At 48.6% G+C, this 23,866-nt stretch carries 17 protein-coding genes and 1 other annotated feature; of the genes, 3 read left to right on the forward strand and 14 right to left on the reverse strand.

Annotated features, from left to right (window positions below):
- Window positions 1–207: 207 nt before the first annotated feature.
- The 14 genes from asd to PGL02S_RS15780 form a co-directional block, all read right to left on the reverse strand.
- Window positions 208–1,293, reverse strand: a complete 1,086-nt coding sequence (gene asd, locus PGL02S_RS15715; RefSeq protein WP_006210037.1) for an aspartate-semialdehyde dehydrogenase — start codon at window positions 1,291–1,293, stop codon at window positions 208–210.
- Window positions 1,294–1,485: 192 nt separating this feature from the next.
- Window positions 1,486–1,749: a binding site (T-box leader), on the reverse strand.
- 208 nt (window positions 1,750–1,957) lie between these two features.
- Window positions 1,958–2,611 carry a phosphatase PAP2 family protein gene (locus PGL02S_RS15720; RefSeq protein ID WP_036642687.1) on the reverse strand — a complete coding sequence of 218 codons (654 nt, stop codon included), beginning with the start codon at window positions 2,609–2,611 and terminating at the stop codon, window positions 1,958–1,960.
- Between the two features lie 137 nt (window positions 2,612–2,748).
- A complete protein-coding gene (locus tag PGL02S_RS15725; protein WP_036642689.1) occupies window positions 2,749–4,347 on the reverse strand; it encodes an amidohydrolase in 1,599 nt (532 codons plus the stop codon).
- 125 nt (window positions 4,348–4,472) lie between these two features.
- Window positions 4,473–5,708 (reverse strand): RICIN domain-containing protein, encoded by a 1,236-nt coding sequence (locus PGL02S_RS15730; protein ID WP_376167044.1) that lies wholly within the window; start codon window positions 5,706–5,708, stop codon window positions 4,473–4,475.
- Between the two features lie 549 nt (window positions 5,709–6,257).
- On the reverse strand, window positions 6,258–8,642 hold the full coding sequence (locus PGL02S_RS15735; protein ID WP_036642694.1) for a polyprenyl synthetase family protein: 2,385 nt from the start codon (window positions 8,640–8,642) through the stop codon (window positions 6,258–6,260).
- 107 nt (window positions 8,643–8,749) lie between these two features.
- The gene (locus PGL02S_RS15740; RefSeq protein WP_036642697.1) at window positions 8,750–9,517 is read right to left on the reverse strand and encodes an alpha/beta hydrolase; all 768 of its coding nucleotides are present in this window, start codon (window positions 9,515–9,517) and stop codon (window positions 8,750–8,752) included.
- 148 nt (window positions 9,518–9,665) lie between these two features.
- Window positions 9,666–13,136 (reverse strand): glycoside hydrolase family 2 TIM barrel-domain containing protein, encoded by a 3,471-nt coding sequence (locus tag PGL02S_RS15745; RefSeq protein WP_036642699.1) that lies wholly within the window; start codon window positions 13,134–13,136, stop codon window positions 9,666–9,668.
- 258 nt (window positions 13,137–13,394) lie between these two features.
- A complete protein-coding gene (locus tag PGL02S_RS15750) occupies window positions 13,395–14,159 on the reverse strand; it encodes an ABC transporter permease (protein ID WP_036642701.1) in 765 nt (254 codons plus the stop codon).
- Window positions 14,156–14,908 carry an ABC transporter ATP-binding protein gene (locus PGL02S_RS15755; protein WP_036642703.1) on the reverse strand — a complete coding sequence of 251 codons (753 nt, stop codon included), beginning with the start codon at window positions 14,906–14,908 and terminating at the stop codon, window positions 14,156–14,158. Before PGL02S_RS15755 ends, PGL02S_RS15750 begins: the two co-directional genes overlap by 4 nt.
- A gap of 160 nt (window positions 14,909–15,068) precedes the next feature.
- A complete protein-coding gene (locus PGL02S_RS15760) occupies window positions 15,069–16,037 on the reverse strand; it encodes an ABC transporter substrate-binding protein (RefSeq protein ID WP_036642776.1) in 969 nt (322 codons plus the stop codon).
- A gap of 43 nt (window positions 16,038–16,080) precedes the next feature.
- Window positions 16,081–17,103 carry a FecCD family ABC transporter permease gene (locus PGL02S_RS15765; protein WP_036642705.1) on the reverse strand — a complete coding sequence of 341 codons (1,023 nt, stop codon included), beginning with the start codon at window positions 17,101–17,103 and terminating at the stop codon, window positions 16,081–16,083.
- 2 nt (window positions 17,104–17,105) lie between these two features.
- Window positions 17,106–18,110, reverse strand: a complete 1,005-nt coding sequence (locus tag PGL02S_RS15770) for a FecCD family ABC transporter permease (RefSeq protein ID WP_036642706.1) — start codon at window positions 18,108–18,110, stop codon at window positions 17,106–17,108.
- Between the two features lie 369 nt (window positions 18,111–18,479).
- Window positions 18,480–18,950 carry a GNAT family N-acetyltransferase gene (locus tag PGL02S_RS15775; protein ID WP_036642707.1) on the reverse strand — a complete coding sequence of 157 codons (471 nt, stop codon included), beginning with the start codon at window positions 18,948–18,950 and terminating at the stop codon, window positions 18,480–18,482.
- A 179-nt stretch (window positions 18,951–19,129) separates the two neighbouring features.
- Window positions 19,130–19,543: a YugN-like family protein gene (locus tag PGL02S_RS15780; protein ID WP_006210025.1), complete on the reverse strand. Its 414-nt coding sequence runs from the start codon at window positions 19,541–19,543 to the stop codon at window positions 19,130–19,132.
- 134 nt (window positions 19,544–19,677) lie between these two features.
- On the opposite strand from PGL02S_RS15780, the gene PGL02S_RS15785 reads away from it, so the two are divergent.
- The 3 genes from PGL02S_RS15785 (at window position 19,678) to PGL02S_RS15795 (ending at window position 23,810) form a co-directional block, all read left to right on the forward strand.
- Window positions 19,678–20,265 (forward strand): TetR/AcrR family transcriptional regulator, encoded by a 588-nt coding sequence (locus PGL02S_RS15785; RefSeq protein WP_268745148.1) that lies wholly within the window; start codon window positions 19,678–19,680, stop codon window positions 20,263–20,265.
- Between the two features lie 38 nt (window positions 20,266–20,303).
- The gene (locus PGL02S_RS15790; protein ID WP_036642710.1) at window positions 20,304–21,665 is read left to right on the forward strand and encodes an MATE family efflux transporter; all 1,362 of its coding nucleotides are present in this window, start codon (window positions 20,304–20,306) and stop codon (window positions 21,663–21,665) included.
- Between the two features lie 369 nt (window positions 21,666–22,034).
- Window positions 22,035–23,810, forward strand: coding sequence for a hypothetical protein (locus tag PGL02S_RS15795; RefSeq protein ID WP_036642711.1), 1,776 nt, complete (start codon window positions 22,035–22,037; stop codon window positions 23,808–23,810).
- Window positions 23,811–23,866 lie beyond the last annotated feature (56 nt).

Raw genomic sequence — 23,866 nt, forward strand, 5'->3', positions numbered from 1 at the left:
TGATGGTTAAATATGTTTTACTTTCTCGCTTTTGCGCTTTTTTGCTTTTTGGCATTGAAGCACAGAAATTCACTATAAACGATAGTGTGGACTTAGTCAACGTCATGATCCGCCGGGAGAGGACACTTTAACCAGCATCAGTATGGATTGTGAAATGACAAAAAAAGACGGCTGCACAAGCAGCCGCCCTTTTGAGATCCCTATGCGTTATTTAGCTTGAATATATCCTTCTGCTTTCAACAGCTCAGCGATCAGAACAGCGCCGCCTGCAGCGCCGCGCAGTGTATTGTGCGAGAGTCCGACAAATTTATAGTCGTAGATCGAATCCTCGCGCAATCTTCCTACCGAGACGCCCATACCACGCTCGATGTCACGGTCCAGCTTGGTCTGAGGTCTGTTATCTTCCTCAAAATACGTGATGAACTGCTCTGGCGCACTCGGGAGACGCAATTCTTGCGGTCTACCCTTGAATTGCCGCCACCGGTCCAGGATTTCATCCTTCGCCGGCTTGTTCTCGAACGATGCAAACACAGTAGCTAAGTGGCCGTCCGTTACAGGGACACGAATACATTGCGTCGTAATCAGAGGTGAGCTTGCTTTAACGATTTCGCCATCTGCCACGCTTCCCCAGATGCGCAGCGGCTCCTGCTCGCTCTTCTCTTCCTCGCCGCCGATGTACGGAATCACGTTATCCAGCATATCCGGCCAATCGGTAAAGTTCTTGCCGGCTCCGGAAATCGCTTGATACGTCGAGGCAACCACGTGGGTAGGCTTATAATCAAGCAAGGCATGAAGTGCCGGGACATAGCTCTGAATGGAGCAGTTAGGCTTAACCGCAATGAACCCGCTCGAAGTCCCCAGCCGTTTTCTCTGTGCAGCAATGACATCCATATGACCCGGGTTAATTTCTGGAATGACCATCGGTACATCCGGAGTCCAGCGATGTGCCGAGTTGTTGGAAATGACCGGCGTGCCTGTCTTGGCATAAGCCTCTTCCAGTGCTTGTATTTCATTCTTCTTCATATCCACTGCGCAAAATACGAAATCGACCTCTGCAGCAACCTTCTCCACTTGTGAAGCATCCTGTACGACAATGCTTTTCACAGGATCCGGGATAGGGGTAGCCAGCTTCCAGCGGCCTTGCACGGATTCTTCATAGGTTTTGCCAGCAGAGCTCTTGCTTGCCGCAATAGAGGTTACCTGGAACCATGGATGTCCATCCAGCAATTGTACAAAACGTTGACCAACCATACCTGTTCCACCAACAATACCAACTTTAAGTTTTTCTGACATTCGTTGCTCATATCCTTCCATAGTGGCGTCATGTTCCCCATACATCGGTTCTAATCTAGAGTACGGATAATGGCATGCAATAAGCTTCTTCTTAGATAACTATTCAACTCGTCTGAATTGGTGTAGGATTCCTACCTTGAGCCTTCGTTTTTCTTCTGATATAACAAAAAATCCCACCCCCAAGACCGTAGTCTCAGGGACGAGATTGTTACACTCGCGGTACCACCCCAAATTTGCAAATATGTCGCCATATTCGCCTCGTCGAGTACGGCATTACAACGTAATGCATATACCCTAGCTCTGTAACAGGAGCTCCTGGCACATCATCCACCTCTCATGAGGTTTCCATGTGCTGCTCTGAGTCTTTTTTCAATAAAGAACGCTTCACTCCTTCTCAACTGCCGGAGCTCTCTGTGCAAGAATTCATTTATTTACTCGTCTCTTCATCGCATTTATTAGAATCATTATATATAAAACCATATCGCAGGTAAACCTTATTTATAAAATTTTCGGAAAGGATGATCCATTGAGGGTATCTTATTTCAGTTACGATGTTCACTACGATTCGGTTTTGAACACTTTGCTTGCAAGCAAACCAGCTGCGGAGCCGCCCGGGGCCCTCAGCCTGATCTGTCTCTGATTGACTTTTAATATTGACGGAGCCTCAAGATAAGTTCTCCTCGCGGACGAATTCCGCTGTTGGCTCAGAACGTTGTCCGTGGAACCCTCTTCCAACCCAATACCACAGAACCTCCACCACCGCGATTGCACCCGCTACGTCCAGCAGAACATGCTGCTTCACGAACAAGGTAGATCCAATGATGAACCACGCACATATTTTCACTGCAGTCCGTTCCCTGTTGGAAAAACCGGCACTGGTGACCGCACCCTTGATCATCAAATAACTGGTCAGCACATGAATGCTTGGAAAGCAGTTGTAAGGATTATCCGTGCTGTACACCAGGTTCACTAGCCAGTCAAGAATCCCCGCCTCCATGATCAGTGGCCGATCAACCGTTGTCTGGAACAAGAAAAACGTGATGTAACAAGCGATTAAACCGATGCACTGCGACAGCAGCGTCCGATAATACACACTTCGATCTCTGGCACAGAACAGAAACAGCATAATAATTATAAATGGGTACCATATCAGATAGGGAATAATAAAAATCGGCATAAATGGAATGGCGGCATCCAGATCCGTCATCAGACTGTACACCGGCGTATGCGCCTGATTCAGGATACCATAAAAAATGTTGAGCGCAGGAATCATGAGAATCCACAACATCGGGAGATAGGTTTTCCATTTCCGGTTCACAGACTTTCCCCCTTCCTCGGCACTTTCGGTCGATACCATTATATGAAGCAGAGACACGTCTACACACCTGTTTGCCATCTCAAAATACAAAAAGCAGCCCGATAACGGACTGCTCGCTGCTTGCTTGTCGTTAATTCTTAAGCCGTATAACCGATTTTCCCGTTGACAATCGTCATCCTGACACTTGTGCGAAGCAGGTCATCCGGGTCCATTCCATCAGCCAAGTTACGATCCACAACCGTAAAATCCGCGTATTTGCCGAGTTCAATACTTCCCCGCTGACCCGCTTCTCCTGCGGCGCCCGCGCTGCCGCTTGTAAACAGCTGGATCGCTTCCGTTATGCTCAGCTTCTCTTCCGGCATATACCCCTCATGACTCTCTTCCGGCTTGCGTCTCGTGACGGCGGCGTGAATTCCGAGCAGCGGGTTCAGCGGCTCAATGGGTGCATCGCTGCCGCCTGAACAAGGCAGCCCGGTAAGCAGCCATTTTTTCCATGCATACAGCCAGCTTGTCCGATCAGGGCCAACACGCTCCAGCACCCATGGAAAATCGCTGGCTACGAAACGAGGCTGCAGGTCAACGGCTAAATTCAGCTTGCTCATTCGCTTCACCGTATCCGGGTGTACAACTTGAGCATGGATGAAGCGGTCCGGCAGCCCGGCTTCCCTACTCAGCGGAAGTTGCTCCAGCACCTCTGTCATCATTTCAGCCGCACCGTCTCCAATTGCATGGAATGCAACAGGATAACCAAGCTTGCGTGCTCTGCCGACAATTTCCCTTAGCTCCTCCGGAGAATGCATGGCCAGGCCTCGGGTATACGGAGCATCATAATAGGCTTCCTTAAGCAGCGCTGTTCTGCCTCCGATCGCACCATCAGCAAAAAGCTTGACGGCACCGATACGGTTCCAGTTACTTCCGCTGCCTGCCTGGATACCAAGTGCCTCCATCTCATCCAGAAAGCCATGATACATCAGCTGATGCGTTCGGAAGTAAAGGCCCTCCTCTTTGAGCTCGCGATGGATGCGAAGCATAGCTTCAACACTGCCCAGCAAACGAAGATCCTCGGTATGTGCTCCAGTAAGGCCGAGCCGAAGCGCATCCTGACAGGCCTGAAACATCACCGTTTTCAGCATGGACGGATCAGGCACTGGCTGGACATCGGCAAAAGGGGCCGAAGCGTTCTCGTAGATACAGCCGTTTAGCCGGCCATCCGCACCGCGGCCAAATGCCCCTGACTCCGGATCAGGCGTATCGGCTGTGACACCCGCTCTGCGGAAAGCCTCCGAGTTCCCAAGATAAGCATGGAAGCAGGTTCTGGTCAGATACACCGGATGCTCCGTTGTGATTTCATCCAGCTCCAGCAGGTGTGGAATCTTCCCGTCAGGAAAGTTGTTCTCGTTCCAGTTGAGTCCCAGAATCCACTCTCCGGGCGGCGTAACGGCTGCCCGCGCCCGCAGCATGGCCAGCATCTCTTCCTTGGAAGCCGCTTCGGTAAAATCAAGCATGCCCAGCTTCATTCCATGCATGCCGAGATGCATATGGGCGTCGACCAGGCCTGGCAGCACGCAGCCTCCGTCCCAATCCACCGTTCGATAGTCCCTGCCCGCCAGCTGCAGCCGCAGCTCGGCAGTTTTTCCAATGGCACGTATGACTCCATCCTCCACGTATACGGAATCCGCAGGTGAAGCGGCATGAGGTAAAAAAAGCTGGCCGTTAGTGAATAGAACAGGCTGCATATCCGAACTCCTCCTGATTTTTTCATTATTATACCAAACATGCCGTCACGCGTCAGCCTGTGCCAATGTAAGGATACTTCGAAAAAAATGAAACAAGCAGCCCCCGGAGGGACTGCCTGTTATGATCAGTTGATTTTGGTAAATGCCCACTTCTGCGCATCGGAGCCGTTATCACTCCACTGCTGAATGGCAGCCCCGTCTGCTGTAGAGGCGCTGGCAACGTCAACGACCAGCCCATTGGTTTTGGATATAATTTTGTAGTAACCGCCACCCACATCTACAATCCTCCATCGCTGTGCATTCGACCCATTGTCATCCCACTGCTGCAGCTGGACACCGGTCGCAGTAGATGAGTTCGGTACGTCGAGCACTTTTCCACTGTGTACAGCTGTGAGCTTGTAATATCCGTCTCCCGTGCTCTCAACCCTGAATCTCTGATTATTGGCAACGTAGTTGGTCCACTGCTGGATTTTAGCTCCGCTTGCCGTGGATACATCCACAACATCCATTACCTTGCCGCTTGCCTTGGCAGCTATCGTATAGATGCCGTCACTAATCACGTTCGATGCCCCATTGTCCTGATAAACACGTACATAATCCACCAGCATCTGTGACGGGAACGGCGTTGCGTTATTCGGACTGCCAGGCCAATTCCCGCCGACTGCGAGATTCAGAAGAATAAAGAACGGGCGCTGGAACTCCTCGGTATTGCCGGTCCCATTTTCAATATAAAATTCATTGAACTGCACACCGTCCACAAACCAGCGAATATATTTGGAGTCCCACTCCATGCTGTAAACATGGAACTGCGAGAAATCCAGATTGCCCGATACCCGTCCGTATTCCGCGTGTCCTCCTGCGTCCCAGTGTACGGTTCCATTCACGTAAGGGTTATTATTCACCCGCTCCATAATGTCAATCTCTCCGCTCTTCGGCCAACCCACCGAGGTGATGTTGCTTCCAAGCATCCAAAATGCAGGCCAAAGCCCTTGACCCGATGGCAGCTTGATTCGGGCCTCTACCTTCCCGTAAGTAAAGGTTTTTAAATCTTGCGTTTTGATCCGGGCAGAGGTGTAATTCATCCCGCCGTAGGATTCCTTTTGCGCCGTAATCACCAGATTGCCGCCGGTAACCTGCACGTTCTGCGCACGGTCGGTATAATATTGCAGTTCATTATTTCCCCATCCGCCGCTGCCAGTACCGATTTCAGGAGTCCAATTCGCCCTGTTAAGCGAAGTTCCGTTGAACTCGTCGCTCCATACCAGATTCCAGTTCGGCGCCGCGTTTGTTGTGTTGCCAGGCAATAGAACGACCAGAAGACTGAACAGTATCACTGCACATATTCCTTTTCTTAGCATCATGTTCCCTCCTATTATTTTCGGATCAAGGTTTCATAGATACCTAGTGTACATACACAGCTGTTCTTCCAGCGGACGGTCCACTGAAGCTGAAATCACCTCTCCTCCTGTTCATGATTCATTGCCCAAAAACCGATCTATGATGAACATTCACTTGTTGCTTAATAAAAACTTACATATATTAATGCGCTTACATTTTCATTATATGCCTAACATATACCACTATCAACCTATATTTATATTATTTTACATCTTCGTTTCTTCTTTAAATTCACATCTTCCCACGTGCTTTACGAGCAGCATAAATATCGGTGTATCAATAGACGGAGCACCTTCCGGTCGCTCCCCTCCCCACTTCGGCATCGTATCCACTATTACCCCTGAACCTTGCATGGGCAGAGGACATAAAATGTCCGTTCAGAATATCGCATTCCGCCTCCGCTATTCCCAGCACTCAAGTGTATTGCCTCCTGCAACAGGACAATCAAGCCACAAAAACAGGCCAACCCGTTGAGTCTGGTTGACCTTCTTGAACCTATATAAATTAATGAACTAACTATCCCGATTAACCATATAGTTTAATAAATGCTTTAGAAAAGCAGTGTTCCGCGGCATCTCTTGCAAGGCCTCCACCGCCTGGCAGTAATGTTCCCACATCTCTTGGCTGGCGCCTTCCTGACCCAGGATCGTCACAAAGTTTGACGTGTTGTTCTCCGCATCCTGACCGGTGGGCTTGCCGAGCCGCTCCAGGTCTCCCTGCACATCAAGCAAATCATCCTTAATCTGAAAGGCTATGCCTGCATGATAAGCAAACTTCTTCAACAAGGCGATTTCTGCCTCATTTACCTGAGCCAGAATGGCAGGCATGACCAATGAGGCCTCGAATGCAATACCGGTTTTGTAAAAGCAGATCATATTCAACTGCTCCAGGGTCAGCCTCTTCCCTTTGGAATCCAAATCCATCGCTTGCCCCATGCACATCTCACCAGCCCGTTTAGACGAATACTGGATTAAGGAAACGACAGAGCTAGCATCAAATCCCACAAGCGACGACTGCTCCTCGATCGCCTTCTGAATTAAATACAGACCCGTTATTTCTGCCGTGGCGCTGTTATGGACCTGATGCAGGGTTGGCCTCCCGCGGCGCGTAGATGCGTTATCCTGTGAGGGTAGATCGTCGAAAATCAAGGATGCGGTATGCATATATTCCAGGGATCGGAGGAGCGGCACAATCGCGGAAGGCTCCAATCCGTATTCATTTACCCCCATGACCCAAGTTAAAATCGGCCTTAAACGCTTGCCATCTCCCTCAAGCGTGTAGTTGGCCGTGTCAATCAGCGACACTTGCATGGGCGGTGTATCGCTTGGCTGCTTGATCTGCAATTGGCTGTTGATCTCATCGCGGACAGTTGCAAAGGTGTTCGAAAAGCATTCCTTCTCTTGGCGGTTGTTCCTTAACACCGTGATGATCTGATCCCGCAGCAACTTATCAAAAAAATCCACATGATCTGCTTTCCGAACCATCTTCTGAATCAGTCGATTGAAGTCAGGGTTCCCCGAGGAGAATATCTCCATGATTTCGTTATATTTCTCAAGCCCGATCCGTGCTTTACAGCGCTTCAAACCATTAATGGCCCGATCCAGAATCACGTCCCGCGTCTTGGCATCCGAGTCATATACGTTGTGGATCAGATGGGAAATGACGGCCCAGTATAATTCGAAGGGGTTGATCAGATCCGCGCGTTGACCGCGATATTTCAGATAATAGGTGTAAGGGGTGACGGCCTCGTCCTCCATGTCATCAAACATATCCGCAAAATCATCGGCCAACTGATTGTAGATGCCGTAAAAGAAGGTCCGTTCATCAAAGCCTTCATCCGCTTGAGCGCTTAGAACTGACCGCACAATCAAGCGGGAAGATGACGATTTTAGAATGATCGGCAAATATAACTCTTCATTGGTGTATCGGGCATTGGAAAGATCCTTGATACGATCGATATGCTGCGAATGAAAAAACACGTTGGCTTGCTCGAAAAACGTCTCCTGCGTTTCCGGACGCTGGTGTCCCTTAATATACTCAAAGGCATCACGGAGCTCCGCGTGCACGAAACGGATCAGCTCCACGTTATTACCGCCCCAATCACCTGGCTTCGGTACCGTTCCGGTAAGCAGCGCAGTGCGTATCATATGGGAATACTGTTCTTTTTCCTGCTCATTTAAGACGCCCGAGTCCAGTAAATCGTCGATAAAGGGATAGGTTAGACCATAGGAGTAACCGAGCCTGATGGCATCATCGAGACGAGCTGAACGTTCCGCAGGCAATACCGAGTCATCCATATCTTCAATGACATGCAGAACAACGCCCACAATGATCTTCATTAATTTGCGCTGGGCATGCTCTGCATTCATCTCCTTCGGAATATGGCCTGCTACTTGCTTCAGCTTATGGATGACCCATATCACGGCATTCTCGATGCCTTCCTTCTGGCCCCACCGGTATAACCCGGCTAAACTCATGCCATCCGGCGTACCTCCTCCATCCGATTTGGTGGATTGAAGAAGATGTTTTTTTATATCCGCAACCATGCGATGAATGCTGGCTTTCGTGTCTGGCGAGTCCAGGGCCTTGCCCAGATCCCTCATATAAATATAGGAAATGCTTCGATCCAAGTAGCCATCCAGTTTACCTGTATAATGGAGCCACCCGATATATCTATGATAGTCCCGGGTATCAGGTTTTCTCTTTCCCGAGGAAAAAAAGGATAGCCATGAATCACGACGAACATGCTTCCTTTTCCACATTAGAATGTCTTCTGTCAGGATCGGCACATATGTCTTTTCCTTAACCTGTACATAAAGTGATGCAAAATACTGAGCCGCCTTCTGCTCAGCCAGCCGATATCCCGTATCGGCTTGATCTGTATACGCAACATTCATATGATGGAATCCCTCAACTTCTATTGGTGTTAAACATGTACCCATGTTTATAACCTTTATACGCAGAAGTTTCAATCGGGTTACATTCTCGTTAAGATAGCTGAAATCTAATCCATTTCCTGAATCCAATGGTCTAACGCTTCCGTTACTTCTTGCAACTGCTCCTCTGCGGTTAAGTAGGCTTCCCTGTCACCTTTTTGGAAACCGTAAGAACCGAACTGCCCATGGTTAGCCCCTGCAATATCTACGTACATGGTATCGTCAGGCAAATTCGTCCTGGCAGTCTCCCATTTCGATCTATCCAATACCCCATCTTGAGTGCCGGTAATTTGAAGCACGGACATGTCCAAACCGTTCAGCGCCCCCTTATCGTCAGCGTAAGATGCCAAGAAAAAAACACCGTCAATGGCATCTGAATGTTCAGCCGCATACCTAGAAGCGAACACACCACCCAAGGAGTGTCCTCCGATCACATATCGGTTGTCTGGGTATTCCTCAATGAAAGAGTCGGCTTTATTTTGTCCGAACACGGCCAGATTCAAGGGCATGGCAGCAATGTACACCCGGTATCCTTTCTCAGCCATTTTCCTGGAAAAAGGCGCATAACTCTTAGGTTCCACTAAACCGCCCGGATAGAAGATGATGTCGGGTGGAAGGCTATCCCCGTTCACGGGCTCGAAGCGGTAACCGTCTGTCAGCTGTTCGACACCGATTTCCGTGTTGCTATGAAACACGGCTTCAGCTTCATCCAGCGGCTTGTACGTCAGTGAATCCAGAATGAGAAGGCATGCGATAACAGCAAGGGACAGGATAGTTACAGTCCATATCGTTATCCTCCGCCAGCTCTTGTTCCCTTGGTTAATGAACTTCTTCATGCTCTTCACGATCCCTTCGGGTCCATTTACTCGTGAGTGAATTATACCGCAGGGTTAATTAATTTTCTATTGAACCTCCGCACGGAAGCATTTACTCATGTATATAAAAAAAAGGCTGCCGATTTTCTCAGCAACCTCGTGAAACCGTTCATGATCCATCGACCCGCACAAACCGGAACCAACCAAAATCAAACTGACTTCCCGGAAGAAAGATGAATGTCACCTTGTAACAACCGGCGATAGGTTCCAGATCGAATACCTGCTCTTCGTACCCTCTGGACTGCGTAAATTCTACCAGCTGATTGCTCTCTCCTTCTGGACTCTCAAAGCGGATATGAATCGTATTCTTGTCAATCGCAGAGCTGCCGTTAACGATCAATTTCGATGAGCCTGCTTCTGCAAAATCCATCTGATCAAACTCCAGGGAAACATTATTTCCTATCCCTTCAACGGCCTTGTTGTCCACAATGGTAAAGGTATCCCCATAAATTCGGTCGCAATCCGCTGCAAAATTCTGCTCAAATGCTCTATTCCCTTCATGAAAATAGAAACCCTTGATATGCACCTTCTGATGAAGGATAAAACAAATCGAAGTAACGCCCCGCAGCTTCTTCGACAACCGATAGGTTTCTTCCTGATAGACATTCCACTTGGACTCTTTTTGGTAAATACAATCGGCTATTTGTGAGCTGCCTTCTTCACCAGGCATGCCTTCCCAGATTTGCAAAGAGTACTCCTCGCTTGAGAGGGCAAATATCGGGATCGTGATGGTATCGGAGCCGTGAGGACCAAAGTCGATGTCCCGAAATCCGACTTGCGTCTCGCCGTCTCTGCTGGTAGCAACACCTCTTTCATTCCCGTTCCCTACTTCGCCTTGGCTGTAATCATAAAGTCCGGCAGATATGAAAGAGTACGGGTCTTTGTAAGCGGCCCCCAAACCGTCGACTTTGAATTCCAGCTGGGATATAAGCTTGATTTTATCCGTACCGTTTCGGCTTGTACACCGAAGACGAAATTCACCGTCACCCAAGGCCGTTACCTTGGCTTCATGCCCATCGGCTTCTACCCTTGCAATATTGGATTCGATCCCCGCATCGTTCACGACAGCCCATTGGACCTCCTGATAAGAGGTTTCTGGCGGATGCAGTCTGGCACGTACCACCTTCTCACGATTGGACGAATCAAACGCTTGACCCCTTTCGCTGATCAGCTCAATCTTCCGAAGCGGCAGCTCTTCCACACACCCTGTTAAGCTTGGCAGGTTCTCATTCTTCGTGCTGGCCGCTATCCCTTCCGTTCCTTCATTCTGTGCGGCTGTGGAATTCAAGGTAAGAAATTGGCTGTCCAGACCCATGGAAGACACTTCAATCCGGATCTGGCCCGGCCCCAAGGTGGAGCCGATGATCGCCATCAGCTTGCCGCTGAACAGTCTTCTGCTCTGGCCCTTGTACGGATCGTAATCCGTGCTATCCCCGTTGTCCATACCGAGCAAGCGCCCCGCACCCGTCACATGTACCTGCACCCGGTTATTAGCGTTCTCGACAACGTGGCCGGCCTCATCTTCCATCGCAATTTCGACGAACACAAGATCTATGCCGTTCGCGATCAGATTTTCTTTATCCGGGTTCAGAACAATCCTCCTGGCATCACCGAATGAGGTTCGAACATCCGTGGCAATGATGCGACCCGCTTCGTCGTAAGCTATCGCTTTCAATTCCCCTTCGACATAAGGGATCTTCCACCAACCCAATAGCTCCCTTCCGTGTTCATGGTCGATATCATGGGTCCCCATGGTTATGCCATTGAGCTGTAATTCAACTCTCGGCGCGTTTGAGCAAATGCGAACATCGATCATTTGACCGTTATTAAAATCCCAATAAGGTAACAGATGTACCATCGGTTTAGTCCGGTAATCCGTCCATGCCGCTTGATAGATATAATAGGAGTCCTTCTTGAAAGTCGCTGTATCGATCTGCCCGAAATAAGAGTTTTTGGTATGATACGGCGTAGGTTCACCGATATAGTCGAATCCGGTCCATAGAAATTGTCCGAGTGAGAACGGCATGTCCCGCTCAGCCAGGATGCACGCCTCAGCCGATTTTGCTCCCCAGCTCGTTGAGCTGTTACCCAGGGAAGAACACTGCTCGTCATCGTCTGCCAGGATGGATTTTTCGAACGGGAAATGATAGATGCCCCTGCTTTGTACAACAGACGCGGTCTCACTTCCATAGATGATCCAATCCGGATGCTCCTCATGATGCTTCTCGTAATATTTCTCGGCATAATTGTAACCTGCCACCTTCACGATATCGGCGCATTTCCGAGCATTCTCCCAAGGCATATAATTCGAACCAATGGTAACGCTTGCATTTTGCTTGGGATCGTATTTCAGAACTTCCTCCATCAGCATCCTTGTTACTTCCTGCCCTCTCTCGCCTGCGTGGGTATCATAGATTTCGTTGCCAATGCTCCACATGATGAGGCTTGGATGGTTCCGGTCACGTTGAACCCAGCTCTTCACATCGCGTTGAAACCATTCTTGGAAGAACCGGGCATAGTCATAAGACGTTTTCGAGCGTTCCCACATATCAAAAGCTTCCGAGACGATGAGCATCCCCATCTCATCTGCCAGGTCCATCAGTTCCTTTGCAGGCATGTTGTGTGCTGTGCGTATCGCGTTAGCGCCCATGTCTTTCAGAATGACAAGCCTTCTGGCTAAGGCCGTTTTGTTAAACGCGGCTCCCAAGGCTCCTAGATCATGATGCTCGCAAACCCCGTTCAATTTCAATTTACGGCCGTTTAGAAGAAAGCCTTGATTCGGATCAAGCTGAATATGCCGAAATCCGATGTTGTGGGATATGCTTTCAATAACCTCATGCTGACAATCTGGTTCTGATTCTGATTCCTGATCTGTTCCAGCAAGCCTCATTTCGGTAATCAATTGATACAGGCTGGGTTCATCCGGGCTCCATAACAACGGATTCTCCACGACTAAGGTTTGGCGGTTCGTCGATATGCAATGGACGGCCGCTGCAACCTTCTCGGATCCCTCAGCTATCTTCTGACCTTCCTTCACGATGGTATGCTTGATAAACACATCAGCCATGGTGTTCACTTCCGTGTCGACTTCGACCTGCCATCCGCTTTCGTGCTGCTTGGTCGTGATATAAATGCCGTCCGTCACGATATGGCTCTGATCCCTGGTTTTGAGCCACACGTTACGATAGATGCCCGCTCCTGAATACCAACGGCTGTTCGGGCTTTGATACACAACCTTCACGGTAATGACGTTCTCCCCTTCAACGAGCGCCTCCGTGATCTCGTGTTCGAAGGAAGAATATCCGTACTTCCATTCTCCCACCAATTGACCATTAACATAGACGGAAGAATCCATGTAAACGCCATCAAAACACAATAGCACCTGCTGGTTCTCTTTGCTATCCCACGACCATAACTTCCGGTACCACCCGATGCTGTTCTCATATAAATCCATGGTGTTATAGATCAGCCAGTCGTGGGGTACATCCACAGGTTTAAAGATCAGATTATCCGAATCCGTTACGTCCAGACTGCTTTTGGCAAACGTCCATCCGTCATTGAACAAGGCTTTTTTATTCATGGATGCTGTACTCACTTTCTTCATTTATTGTGATGATGAGAAAACATATTAGCTAATTAAGGCAGTTGATTCTACTATATCATGTTGTTCTATTATCAGAACCCGTATCTGATAAGTTCTAAAGTTTTCAAAGGATTTTCTTTAAGCAAGAATATTCCTAGCCTTCAACGCAACAAAAGAAACCCCGCCGCAATCAGCAGCAGAGCTCCATGGTTGTTCCTATGTATTGCTTCCCAATAGGAATCAGTGCAGTTTGACTCATCGGGTTCCTTCAGGTATCGGCCTCAACTGCAATTCTTTTGTAAGCATCAATCGATAACTTAATATGCTCAAGAGCATACTCGTTATGGCAGCTGAACCCGTGAAGGAGAATACGATCAGAATTTGATAGCGAACGGCTTCCACCGGATCTGCCCCGGCTACAATCATACCTGTCATCATACCCGGTAATTGGACGAGTCCGACTGTTTTCATACTGTCGATTGTTGGAATCATGCTGAATTTAACAGCCCGCTTCCTCACATCCTGCATGGCCTGCGACGCTGTGGCTCCAAGCGAGAGCAGGACTTCAATCTCACCCTTGGAGGATTGAACCTCCCGCCGCATCTGATTCACGTATAACCCGGCTACGACCATGGCGTTCCCGATCGTCATCCCGCTAAGCGGAATGATGTACTGGGGTGTCGGTTCAATAATGTTCAAGCCAAGCAGCATCCCCATCATCAGCAGTTCGGTTGTCAGTATCGACAGCGCAATCCTCCACACGATCCCTCGCATCCCCGGAGCCCGCCGAGCCGCATTCCATGCCGCCACCCCAATCATCACCGAGATGATCATAACCAAATAAATCACATGCTCCGTCCGGAAAATATACTGAAGCACATATCCGATAGCCAGGAGCTGAATGGCTGAACGTATCGTACCCGTCGCAATCTCTTTCTCCAAACCAAGCTTCTGCCATACGGAAATGAGCATGGTCGCGATGACAAAGAGAAGTGTAAAACTAAGCGCCAGTAATGTCATAGTGCAGCCTCGCTAGCCAGGAAACGCACAAATTGCCTTCCCGCTTCTGTTGCCGGCCGACGAAAAAAATCAATCGTTTGCTGATCTTCCAATAATGTGCCCCCGGACATGAACCAGGTCCTGCTGCTGGTCCGTGCTGCCTGCTCCAAATCATGCGTAACCCAGATCATGGTTGTTCCTTCCCTCGCCTGCCATTGTTGCAGCATGTGCTCCACTGCTCTTGCGCTAATATTATCCAGCGATGCGGTAACCTCATCAAGAAGCAGCACGGCTGGCCGCAGCAGCAGCGATCGAATGAGCGCAATCCGCTGCTTCTCTCCACCGGACAGCTCGCTGGCATTCTTCTTGCGATCCAGTCCAGCAAGTAATGTCTCTTCCAGCAATTGCTCGGCAAGCTGCACATCATACACCTCTCCATGAAGACGACTTGCCGTTCCCAAATTATCCTCGACACTGCCTGGCAGCATAACCGCTTGCTGAGCAACGTAACAAATTTCTTTTCTCCACAACCTGGGATCCTTCTCCCGATAGGAGATTCCCGCATAAGATATATCGCCCTGATCCGGCATATCCAGCAGTGCTAACGTCCGCAGCAAAGTGCTTTTTCCTTGGCCCGATGGGCCGATGACAGAGATGCACTCCGGCTGCTGAATGACAGCAGACACTTCTTCAAACAGATAAGGGGATTCCCTGTTGTCTTGGTTCCAGGAATGTTTTGCTAACCGTTGAATTTCCAGAATAGCCGCCAAAATTTAGTAACTCCTCTCATAATCACTCATTTGCCCCTCGCAACAACAAAAAGAGAGCGGGATGGCTCCCGCGCTCTGCGCTACACGTGTCATTTCTATCTACCTATAAAAGCTTATACGAATTCATTACCCCCGTAAAGTATAGGTTCCACTGGAATTATTACTTCGTAAACAATTGCTCTGCATCGTCCATGGCCATGCTCTGACCTAGTGAAGAGTAGTCCAACCATTTTTGACCGTCAAGCGTATACACATGATTGTTTTTTACGGCCTTCAGATTTTTCCAGAGCGGGTTATTTTCCAGCTCGGCATAAACCTTTTTGGCATTATCATCATTGTTTACGATAAGGAAAATCGCATCGGCATCAAAGTCGGGGAGCACTTCCTTGGATATGACAGCGTACGGCTCTGAGGCAGAAATCTTCTCAACGCCGTTGGCTGGCTTCAGCTTCAAATCCTGGAACATAATAGGTCCAACCGGCCTGCCCGCACTTTGCACCCGGATCTCCTTGGCAGATACCCGGATTGCCATCGCTGTAGCACCTTCTCCCAATTCGCTTGCTATCAATTTACTAACCCGATCCGCCTTCTCTTCGTATTCTTTAATGAAAGCTTCCGCTTCTTTATCACGCCCAACAACGGCCGCAACGCGCTTCAGATGATCCCGCCATGTCCCTTCATCCAGATTGGTGCTAACCACCGGCGCGATTTTCTCCAGCTTCGAGCGTTCCTCACCGCCGAAATGCTCATCGATAAAGATGTAATCCGGTTTCAATCCCAACACAGCCTCCATGTCGGAATCCCCGACTACGCCAAGCTTCGCACTGCCTTCAAGAAGATGTGCCACATGCGGCAGAAAGTCCCCTACTCCGCCTCCAATGGCAGATCCGGCAGGCTTAATTCCTAACGCCAGCAAATTATTCGTCATGTGTATCGACATCGAAGCGATTTTGGCATTCGGATCAACCTGCGTGACCGAATCCTTCTCCCCGGCTTTACCGCTATCCCCAGTTTCTTGCGCCGAAGATGAGCTGGCTGAGGTATTCACTGCCTCTGACGCTTGTCCGCCGCAGGCAGACAATATTCCTATACACAGTATAATAGCAAGGGTCCCGCACCATTTCTTCATCATCAATCTATACCTCCGTATGCAATGTTAGTTATAGTTGTACTTATTTTGTTGTGAACAATAAATATAGAAAATAAGGTCCCCCGACTGCGGCTACGACAACCCCTGCCGGCACCGCATTAGGATGAAACAGGGAGCGTCCGATCGTATCAGCAGCGACCAAGATCACAAGCCCTGTCATGGCCGCTATGGGCAGAAAATGTCGGTGCTGCGGACCTACGAGCCGCTTGGCTATATGCGGCGCTGCTAAACCGATAAAGCCAATGCCACCGGCCATCGATACGCTGGCACAGGACAAAGCCACGGCAAGCGCAAGCAGGATCAACCGGCTTCGGGTAACGGCACTTCCGAGGCTTGCTGCCGTTTCATCGCCCAATGTAAACAGATCAAGCGTCGCGGAACGATAATATATGATTGGAATTAGTACAACGATCCATGGAAATAATCCCCAGACGTTTACCCAATCTCTGCTCCAGACGCTGCCTGCCAGCCAGCGGGCAGCAAAGGCATATGTATCTTCATCTAATCGAAGAGAGAGCAGCAGCGTCATCGCACTAACACCTGCAGACACGGCGATTCCGACCAGTATCAGCCGAATGGGCAGCAGCCCCCTATAGCGGTCGTATGCAAATAAAAATATTACCAGTGCAATGACGGCTCCTCCCGCAAACGTAAACAGCGGAATCATCAGTGCGGCAGGTCCATCCAGTGAACGGAAGAATGAGATATAGGCAATCAACCCAAATGCCGCCCCGGCATTAATCCCTAGAATACCCGGATCAGCCAGCGTATTCCGCGAAACACCTTGAAATACCGCGCCGGCAATGCCAAGGCCGGCTCCCGCCAGCATCGTAATGATAATTCGAGGCAGACGGTATTCGTACAGAATCATGCTCTCCTCCGCCGTGCCATAACCAATTAAAGCCTTCAGAACACTGGTAGGCGACAGCCGGATGGTCCCCGTGTTCAAGCTGATCAAGATGACGGTTAAGGCTACACCAAGCAAGATAATCGCAACACGGATTGTTCTTTTTCTTCTTAAGAGGAATATGGCCTTTCCATCCATGACTACAGATCACTCCTCTCTTTACGCGCAAGATAAAGAAAGAAAGGAACGCCGACCATGGCCACCATGGCCCCGATTGCGAATTCTCTTGGCGGATTGACCATACGTGCGGCAAAATCAGCCCATACCAGCAATATGGAGCCCAGAATGGCCGAGAGCATGATGATCTTCCTGTAATCCGCTCCCACAAGCCTGCGGGCGATATGGGGGACAATTAAGCCCACGAATCCGATCGATCCCGCGACTGACACAGAAGCTCCTGCTAGTACAACTGCAGCAGTCATTCCGAGAAAACGAACCCTGCTGGCTCGTACGCCCAAATTGGTCGCGGATTCATCCCCTAGTGACAAAAAGCTGATGGATCGCCCCATCATGCAGGCCCATATCGTTGCAATCAAAATGATAGGTACCAGCAGCTTGAGATGGGACCAGGTTACACCGGCTACACCTCCTGCATACCAGAAAGCCAGGTCCTGACTCAAAGCGAAATAAATCGCAATGCCCGTGCTTAACGACTGGAGTATAGCGGCAACGACAGCTCCCGCTATCGTTAACCGAATAGAGTTCAGGCCGCCTGGCGTTAGCGAACCCAGCAGCACGATAAAAACAGTAGTCATAGCTGCCCCTGCAAATGAAATAGCCATCAAGGCCGAATAAGACAAATTCGGTAAAAATGCAAAGCATAACGCCACCATGAAGGTAGAACCCGCGTTGATACCCAGAATGCCGGTGTCGGCCATGGGATTGCGGGTTACCCCCTGCATGATAGCTCCAGCCACGGCGAACGCCATTCCGGTTATTGCTGCGCCTAATACGCGTGGCAATCGGATCTCATGAACGATCTGATGCGCCGTCAATTCCGCATCGTAATGCATGACGGCAGACCATACCGTGCCCATGGTGAGATCTTTAGCGCCATAGGAGACAGACATGAACAGGGTAAGCCCCAAGCCCAGCAATGCAGCGAATAACAGCAAGATAAAGATGATATGTCTACTTCCACTCATAACAATAGATTTGAACCCCTTCTCTCCGTCCACATTGATCGATTCGTACCCACTATGATAATAATAATCATTATCATTGTAAACTATCTACCGAATATGTACATGATCTTTTTTAAGGATTGGAACTTGCAATCGTTCTTTGTGATGACCCGATAATTTCATATCCCTATTTCTCCAACCTTTTGAACTGAGAATCGTTATCATTTATATGTTCATTGTAGTTCCAGGCCCTTAGTAAGTCAATGAATTCCTCTATCGAAGAGATGCAGACTGTACCCCATTCATGGAACGCAAAAAAACCACTCCATGACCATGGAGCGGTGTTCCCATAACTGCAAAGAGAAAGGCCTATAATGTACATGATGGCGTTTATGATCTCGAAGAATTATCAGGCTGCAGATTGAGTTCCAGCCATTCATCCGTATCTTGAAAACCAAACTTCTTATATACCGGCCTACCTAGTTTGGAAGCGCCGAGCCATATTTTCGAAATCCCCGCTGTTCTCGCCTCATCCACTAGTATAGATAACATCCTGGTTGCAATCCCCTGTCCGCGGTAATCTTCTCTCGTATACATATTCGTAATATAAGCCTTCTTGCCGCTCTTATTCGAGTATGAAGGCGGGAAGTCATAGAACATGACGGCCCCCGTAGCAATGATCTCTTCGTTATCCTCTACGATCCACTCTATCAAAGAACCATCACTCATTTTATGGTTAAAAAAAGATAGCAATTCTGCATCGATATTCTGATAAGGCTCTATCCCCTCATCAATTAACTGCTTTTTCCTTAATTCGATCAATTGATGGATTTCATCCATGCTTGCTTTCCGATAATTCAAGCTCCCACCACCTCTGTATAATAAGCAGCCTCACCTTATCACTAAATCCTTATATATACGAACGGATAATCGAACTTATCTGTACGGAGTTTATCATATTTGAAGATCGAAGTCACCGGCAACAGCTTCAAACGAACAAAAGAGACCAAGCAAGTTTGATCTCTTAGCATAACCTTACATTAATGCAGATACCCTGTTTCTACCTCGTTCAGCACATTTCGAGCCTGCTCCACCCACATATCATCCACAGTCGCGTCAGGGTCGATCGGTGATTGGAATTGATCAAATAGAGCACCTAACAGATGAGGTGCTGCGTGCTTATCGGTGCCTTTATTGTAAATATGACGGAACACGAACGGGCGTCCGAGTTTGATGGTCGCGTGACATCCTCCGCATTCACCATCCAGACTCCCCTTGGTTACGCGAAATGGAATCCGAAGCCACACCATCCGGTCCTGATCCAGCCTCTTGTCCAGATAGCCATGCTTGTAATCCCAATTCCCGGCCAATGTAAAATCATGCTTGCATAAATAGGTGTCGATATTCACAAAACGGTCTTCGATATTCTCAAGCCTCGATTCCAAATTAATCAAATCGCTTACCTCTCCTTCCGGTTTTAGTTCTAGGATGGACGTGAATTCCAGGCTTTATACGGAGCGCCCCTGGGTCATTCTTGCTTTTTCATCCCACACTTGTTATGATTACTGACGAACGTTCGTAAGGGAAGGTGATACGATTGAAAAGTGACGATATTAAGCAAGCAGCGCTCAAGCATTTCTCGACTCACGGTTATGAAGGAGCTTCTCTCTCAAAAATAGCTGAGGAAGTTGGACTGAAAAAACAGTCCCTGTATTCTCATTTTAAAAACAAGGATGATTTGTTTCTGCAGGTTCTGCGAGATGCGGGCGAAGTTGAACTGCAAACAAAGCTAACGTTTTTCAACAATCGGCAGGACCCGTCACCAGAAAAATCGTTGTATGCGTTTTTAGTTATGGTCAAGGAACTGTTTCAGTTGGATGAGCGCATGAAATTCTGGCTGCGCATCTCCTTCTTTCCTCCGGAACACCTCTATCACCTGATCGGAAATGAAGTCCTCGCCATTGAGGATCAAGTGCGGAAGATGCTGGAGGCGAAGTTCGCAGAATGGATGAGCAAAGAGCAAATATTTGTGGAGAAACCCCGCATTCCCGCCAGTGCATTTATGGGCATTGTCGATGCTCTGATGATTGAATTGGTATATGATTCAAGCCCGGAGCGAATTAATGAGAAGTTAGAATCGGCTTGGACCGTCTTTTGGCGGGGCATTTCAAAATAAATCAAATTGTTATTCGCAATGAATTAGGAGAGTACATCATGTCAACCACGGAGCAACAGCAACAGAATATTCTTGATACACAGTCAACAGGGAAGGTATTCCTGCGTTATCTGATCCCCTCTTTAGTCGGGATGGTATTAATGGCCGTTAACATCGTTGTGGACGGCATCATGGTTGGAAACAAGCTTGGTGCCGCGGCTCTTGCAGGAGTCAATATTTCCGGGCCGGTATATACAATCTTTGTCGCGATGTCGATATTGATCGGGATCGGGGGAGCAACCCTTTATTCCCAGAGCATGGGCGCAAGTAACCCGGATCGGGCCCGCTTCATTTTTACCCATTCCGTTACGCTCATCTTATTGTTTACCATCGTTGTTGGTGGCATCGCGTTTTTATTCCATGGTCAGCTCGTTTATCTACTGGGAGCCAACGCGGAAACGGCTCCATTCGCATCGGACTATATGAATGTCTTTCTTACACTCGGATTTATCTTCACATTGGAAAATGCCTTGAGCATTTTCATCCGTAACGACGGGAATCCAACACTCGCCATGCTGGCCCTTATCGTTACGGCCGTCTCCAATGTTATCTTTAACTTTGTCATTCTGTACGTGCTTGAGCTTGGCATTCGCGAGATTGCTTTCGGCACCATTGCCGCAGCCTTCTTGGGGCTTTTGGTGTTAGGCACTCATTTTTTCAAAAAGAGCAGCAATTTGAAGCTCCAGAAATTCCGCTTCGATAAAAAGCTGTTTATCCTAACGCTCACTTTCGGTTTCCCGAGTTTTCTTGCGGAATTGGGTATTTCCGTCTTCACCATAGCCCACAACATTGTTTTCTCCAGACTTGCCGGAACCGAGGGTGTTGCCGCTTTCTCGATTGTTAATTATGTGCACGGAATTATGCTTTTGCTGTTCCTTGGCATGGGTTCTGCCATTCAGCCGCTTGTCAGTTATTATCATGGTGGTCAGAAGCATGATCGAAAGCGGGAAACGGTTCGAATTGCGACCTGGACTGCCATAGGTACGGGGGCAGCCTTTACGATGATCGGTCAAATAGCCGCAGCCCCCATTGTGAATATCTTCGGCGATTTCTCAGCCGATATTCAAAATATGGCCACTTCAGGGATTCGTATTTTCTTCATTGCTTATCTTGTTATGGGAATAAACTTTATTATGATGACCTATTTCCAATCGATCGGCAAGGTGAAAATGGCAGCATGGATCACGGCGGGCAGAGAAATCTTTTTCCTGCTTATCTTCTTATCGATCCTTCCCGCCTTATTCGGGATTCAAGCGGCGTGGCTGGCTGTTCCGATCTCGGAATTCGTCATGCTCATCACCATCATCATCTATGTGAAACGCCAAGGACATTACTTCGGTAAGCAGGGCACAATCTTATAAAGCAGGATTGTCGTCTCCCTTTTATTACAAGCCAAATTCTATGGAATCGATCGTAACCATAATATTCAAGGCAGCATGAAATTTTTTACTGCAAATTGTGACACCAGGGCAGACCAAGACTGCAAACCGCAACTTTATTCCTGAGCAGTTAGCCTTAAAATCGTTAATATTCATATAATTTATATCATTTAGTAAGATAATTCCAAATTAGAAGTAGTTCCTTTTATACCGATCATCCGTTCGATGCGTGGAATTCAGCTTGTCCCGTAAGAACAAGGGCTCATCTTTTTTTGAAACATCAATGCTATAATAACTCCGTTTACTAAATAGAGAATGGGTGGAGTTCTCACAGAGAAACGGAGGGAAAACATGAAGGTGAAAGGTTACCAGAATCTTGCCGGCCTGTTGGTTGTCATGCTTCTGGTGGGGCTTCAAACCCCGGCATACGGAGAAAGTACTACGGTAAAAGCAACTTGGATATGGCAAACCGATCTGATCAAGGATGGCGGAGAAGAACTGCTGGATTTTTCCCGTGAAGAAGGAATAAATCTGATATACCTGCAGATCAATCGTCAGATGCCAGCAGAAACATATGAAGCGTTTATACAGCGTGCGCATGACGCGCAGATTGCGGTGCATGCCTTGGGAGGAGACCCCCGATGGGCATTGACCGAATATCGCAACGATATGCTCGGTCTTGTTACTTGGGTTAACGACTATAATAATAAAGTTTCAACCAGCGCCCGATTTGACGGAATTCATCTGGATATCGAACCCTATGTGCTTGCTGAGTGGGGAACCGCGCAGGATCAGATTATCGCGGCCTGGGAACAAAACTTAACGCTGTTCCTAAGCCAGGCTTCCGGAATGGGATTAGAGCTTGGAATCGATATCCCCTTCTGGTTTGATCATTATACTTTGCCAAACAGAGTCGGCTTTAATGAATGGCTGATCGGTGCATTTGACCATGTGACAGTGATGGCGTACCGGAATCAGGTGGAATCCGAGCACGGTATCCTCGACCTGACGCGGGATGAGCTTGAGCTTGCCGGCAGGCTTGGGAAGCAGCTTCTCATTGGGGTTAATACCAAAGAGATGCCCGGTCAGGCCCATACTACCTTTTATGGACATGGAAAAGAGAGAATGAATCAAAAGCTGGAGCATCTGTCCAGCGTGCTCGATTCCTACGAGTCCTTTGGTGGAATCGCTATTCACGATATACGGAACTGGCAGAGCATGTCGGATGGAGAGGTTATCCCCCCTGGAGGAGGAAACCCAACACCTGATCCGGATCCTGACCCGGGAGAAGGCGAACGCGTCCCGGATGCGGATCCTGTTACCCGGGATCCGGTGGTAAGAGGCACTTACATATGGGAAGCCCATGAAGTGGTGCAGAACAGCCGGGAGATTCTTGATTTTGCCAAAGAAAAGAATTTGAACTGGCTCTATGTCCGATTGGATCTGGAGCAGCCCTACAGCTCTTATTCCTCTTTTGTCAAAGAAGCGGCAGAGGCCGGCATCGAGGTTCATGCTATGGGCGGCCATCCGATATGGGCGCTTGAAGAGAACAGGCCCAGAATGCTCAGACTGGTCAATTACGTCAAGAATTATAATCGTGCCGTGGAAGGCAATGAACGTTTTCACGGCATTCATCTGGACATTGAGCCTTATGTGCTGCCAGCATGGAAGGAAGATTCGCAGCAGGTCATATCCGAATGGACCGCGAATCTGGACGCCTTTGTTACGGAATTGAAGAAGGACTCCAATCTGGAAGCCAGCATGGATATGGCCGTTTGGCTGGATAAGTATAAAGTGACGGGCCAAGACATATCCCTCAGCAAATGGATGATAAATCGTATGGATCATGTATCCCTTATGGCCTTCCGGGATTCAGCCGAAGGGTCTAACGGTATCATCGCGGTATCCAGAGAAGAAATCGCGTTTGCGGATGAACTCGGCAAGCCGCTCCTGATCTCAGTGGAGATCAAAGAGAGCCATGAGGGCGACCATATTACCTTCTATGAGGAAGGCGCAGCCTACATGGAGGCAGAACTTGCGAAGCTGCCTGAATTATTGAAGGATTCTACCTCCTATACCGGAAGCATTGTTCATGCTTATACGTATTGGAAAAATGCTAAACCCTGATTAATTAAATGGATAATAGCCCTGCTGCTCTTATTGAACAGCGGGGCTATTTTTTT

The organism is Paenibacillus glucanolyticus NBRC 15330 (assembly GCF_004000885.1).
GTDB classification, from domain to species: Bacteria; Bacillota; Bacilli; order Paenibacillales; family Paenibacillaceae; genus Paenibacillus_AQ; species Paenibacillus_AQ glucanolyticus.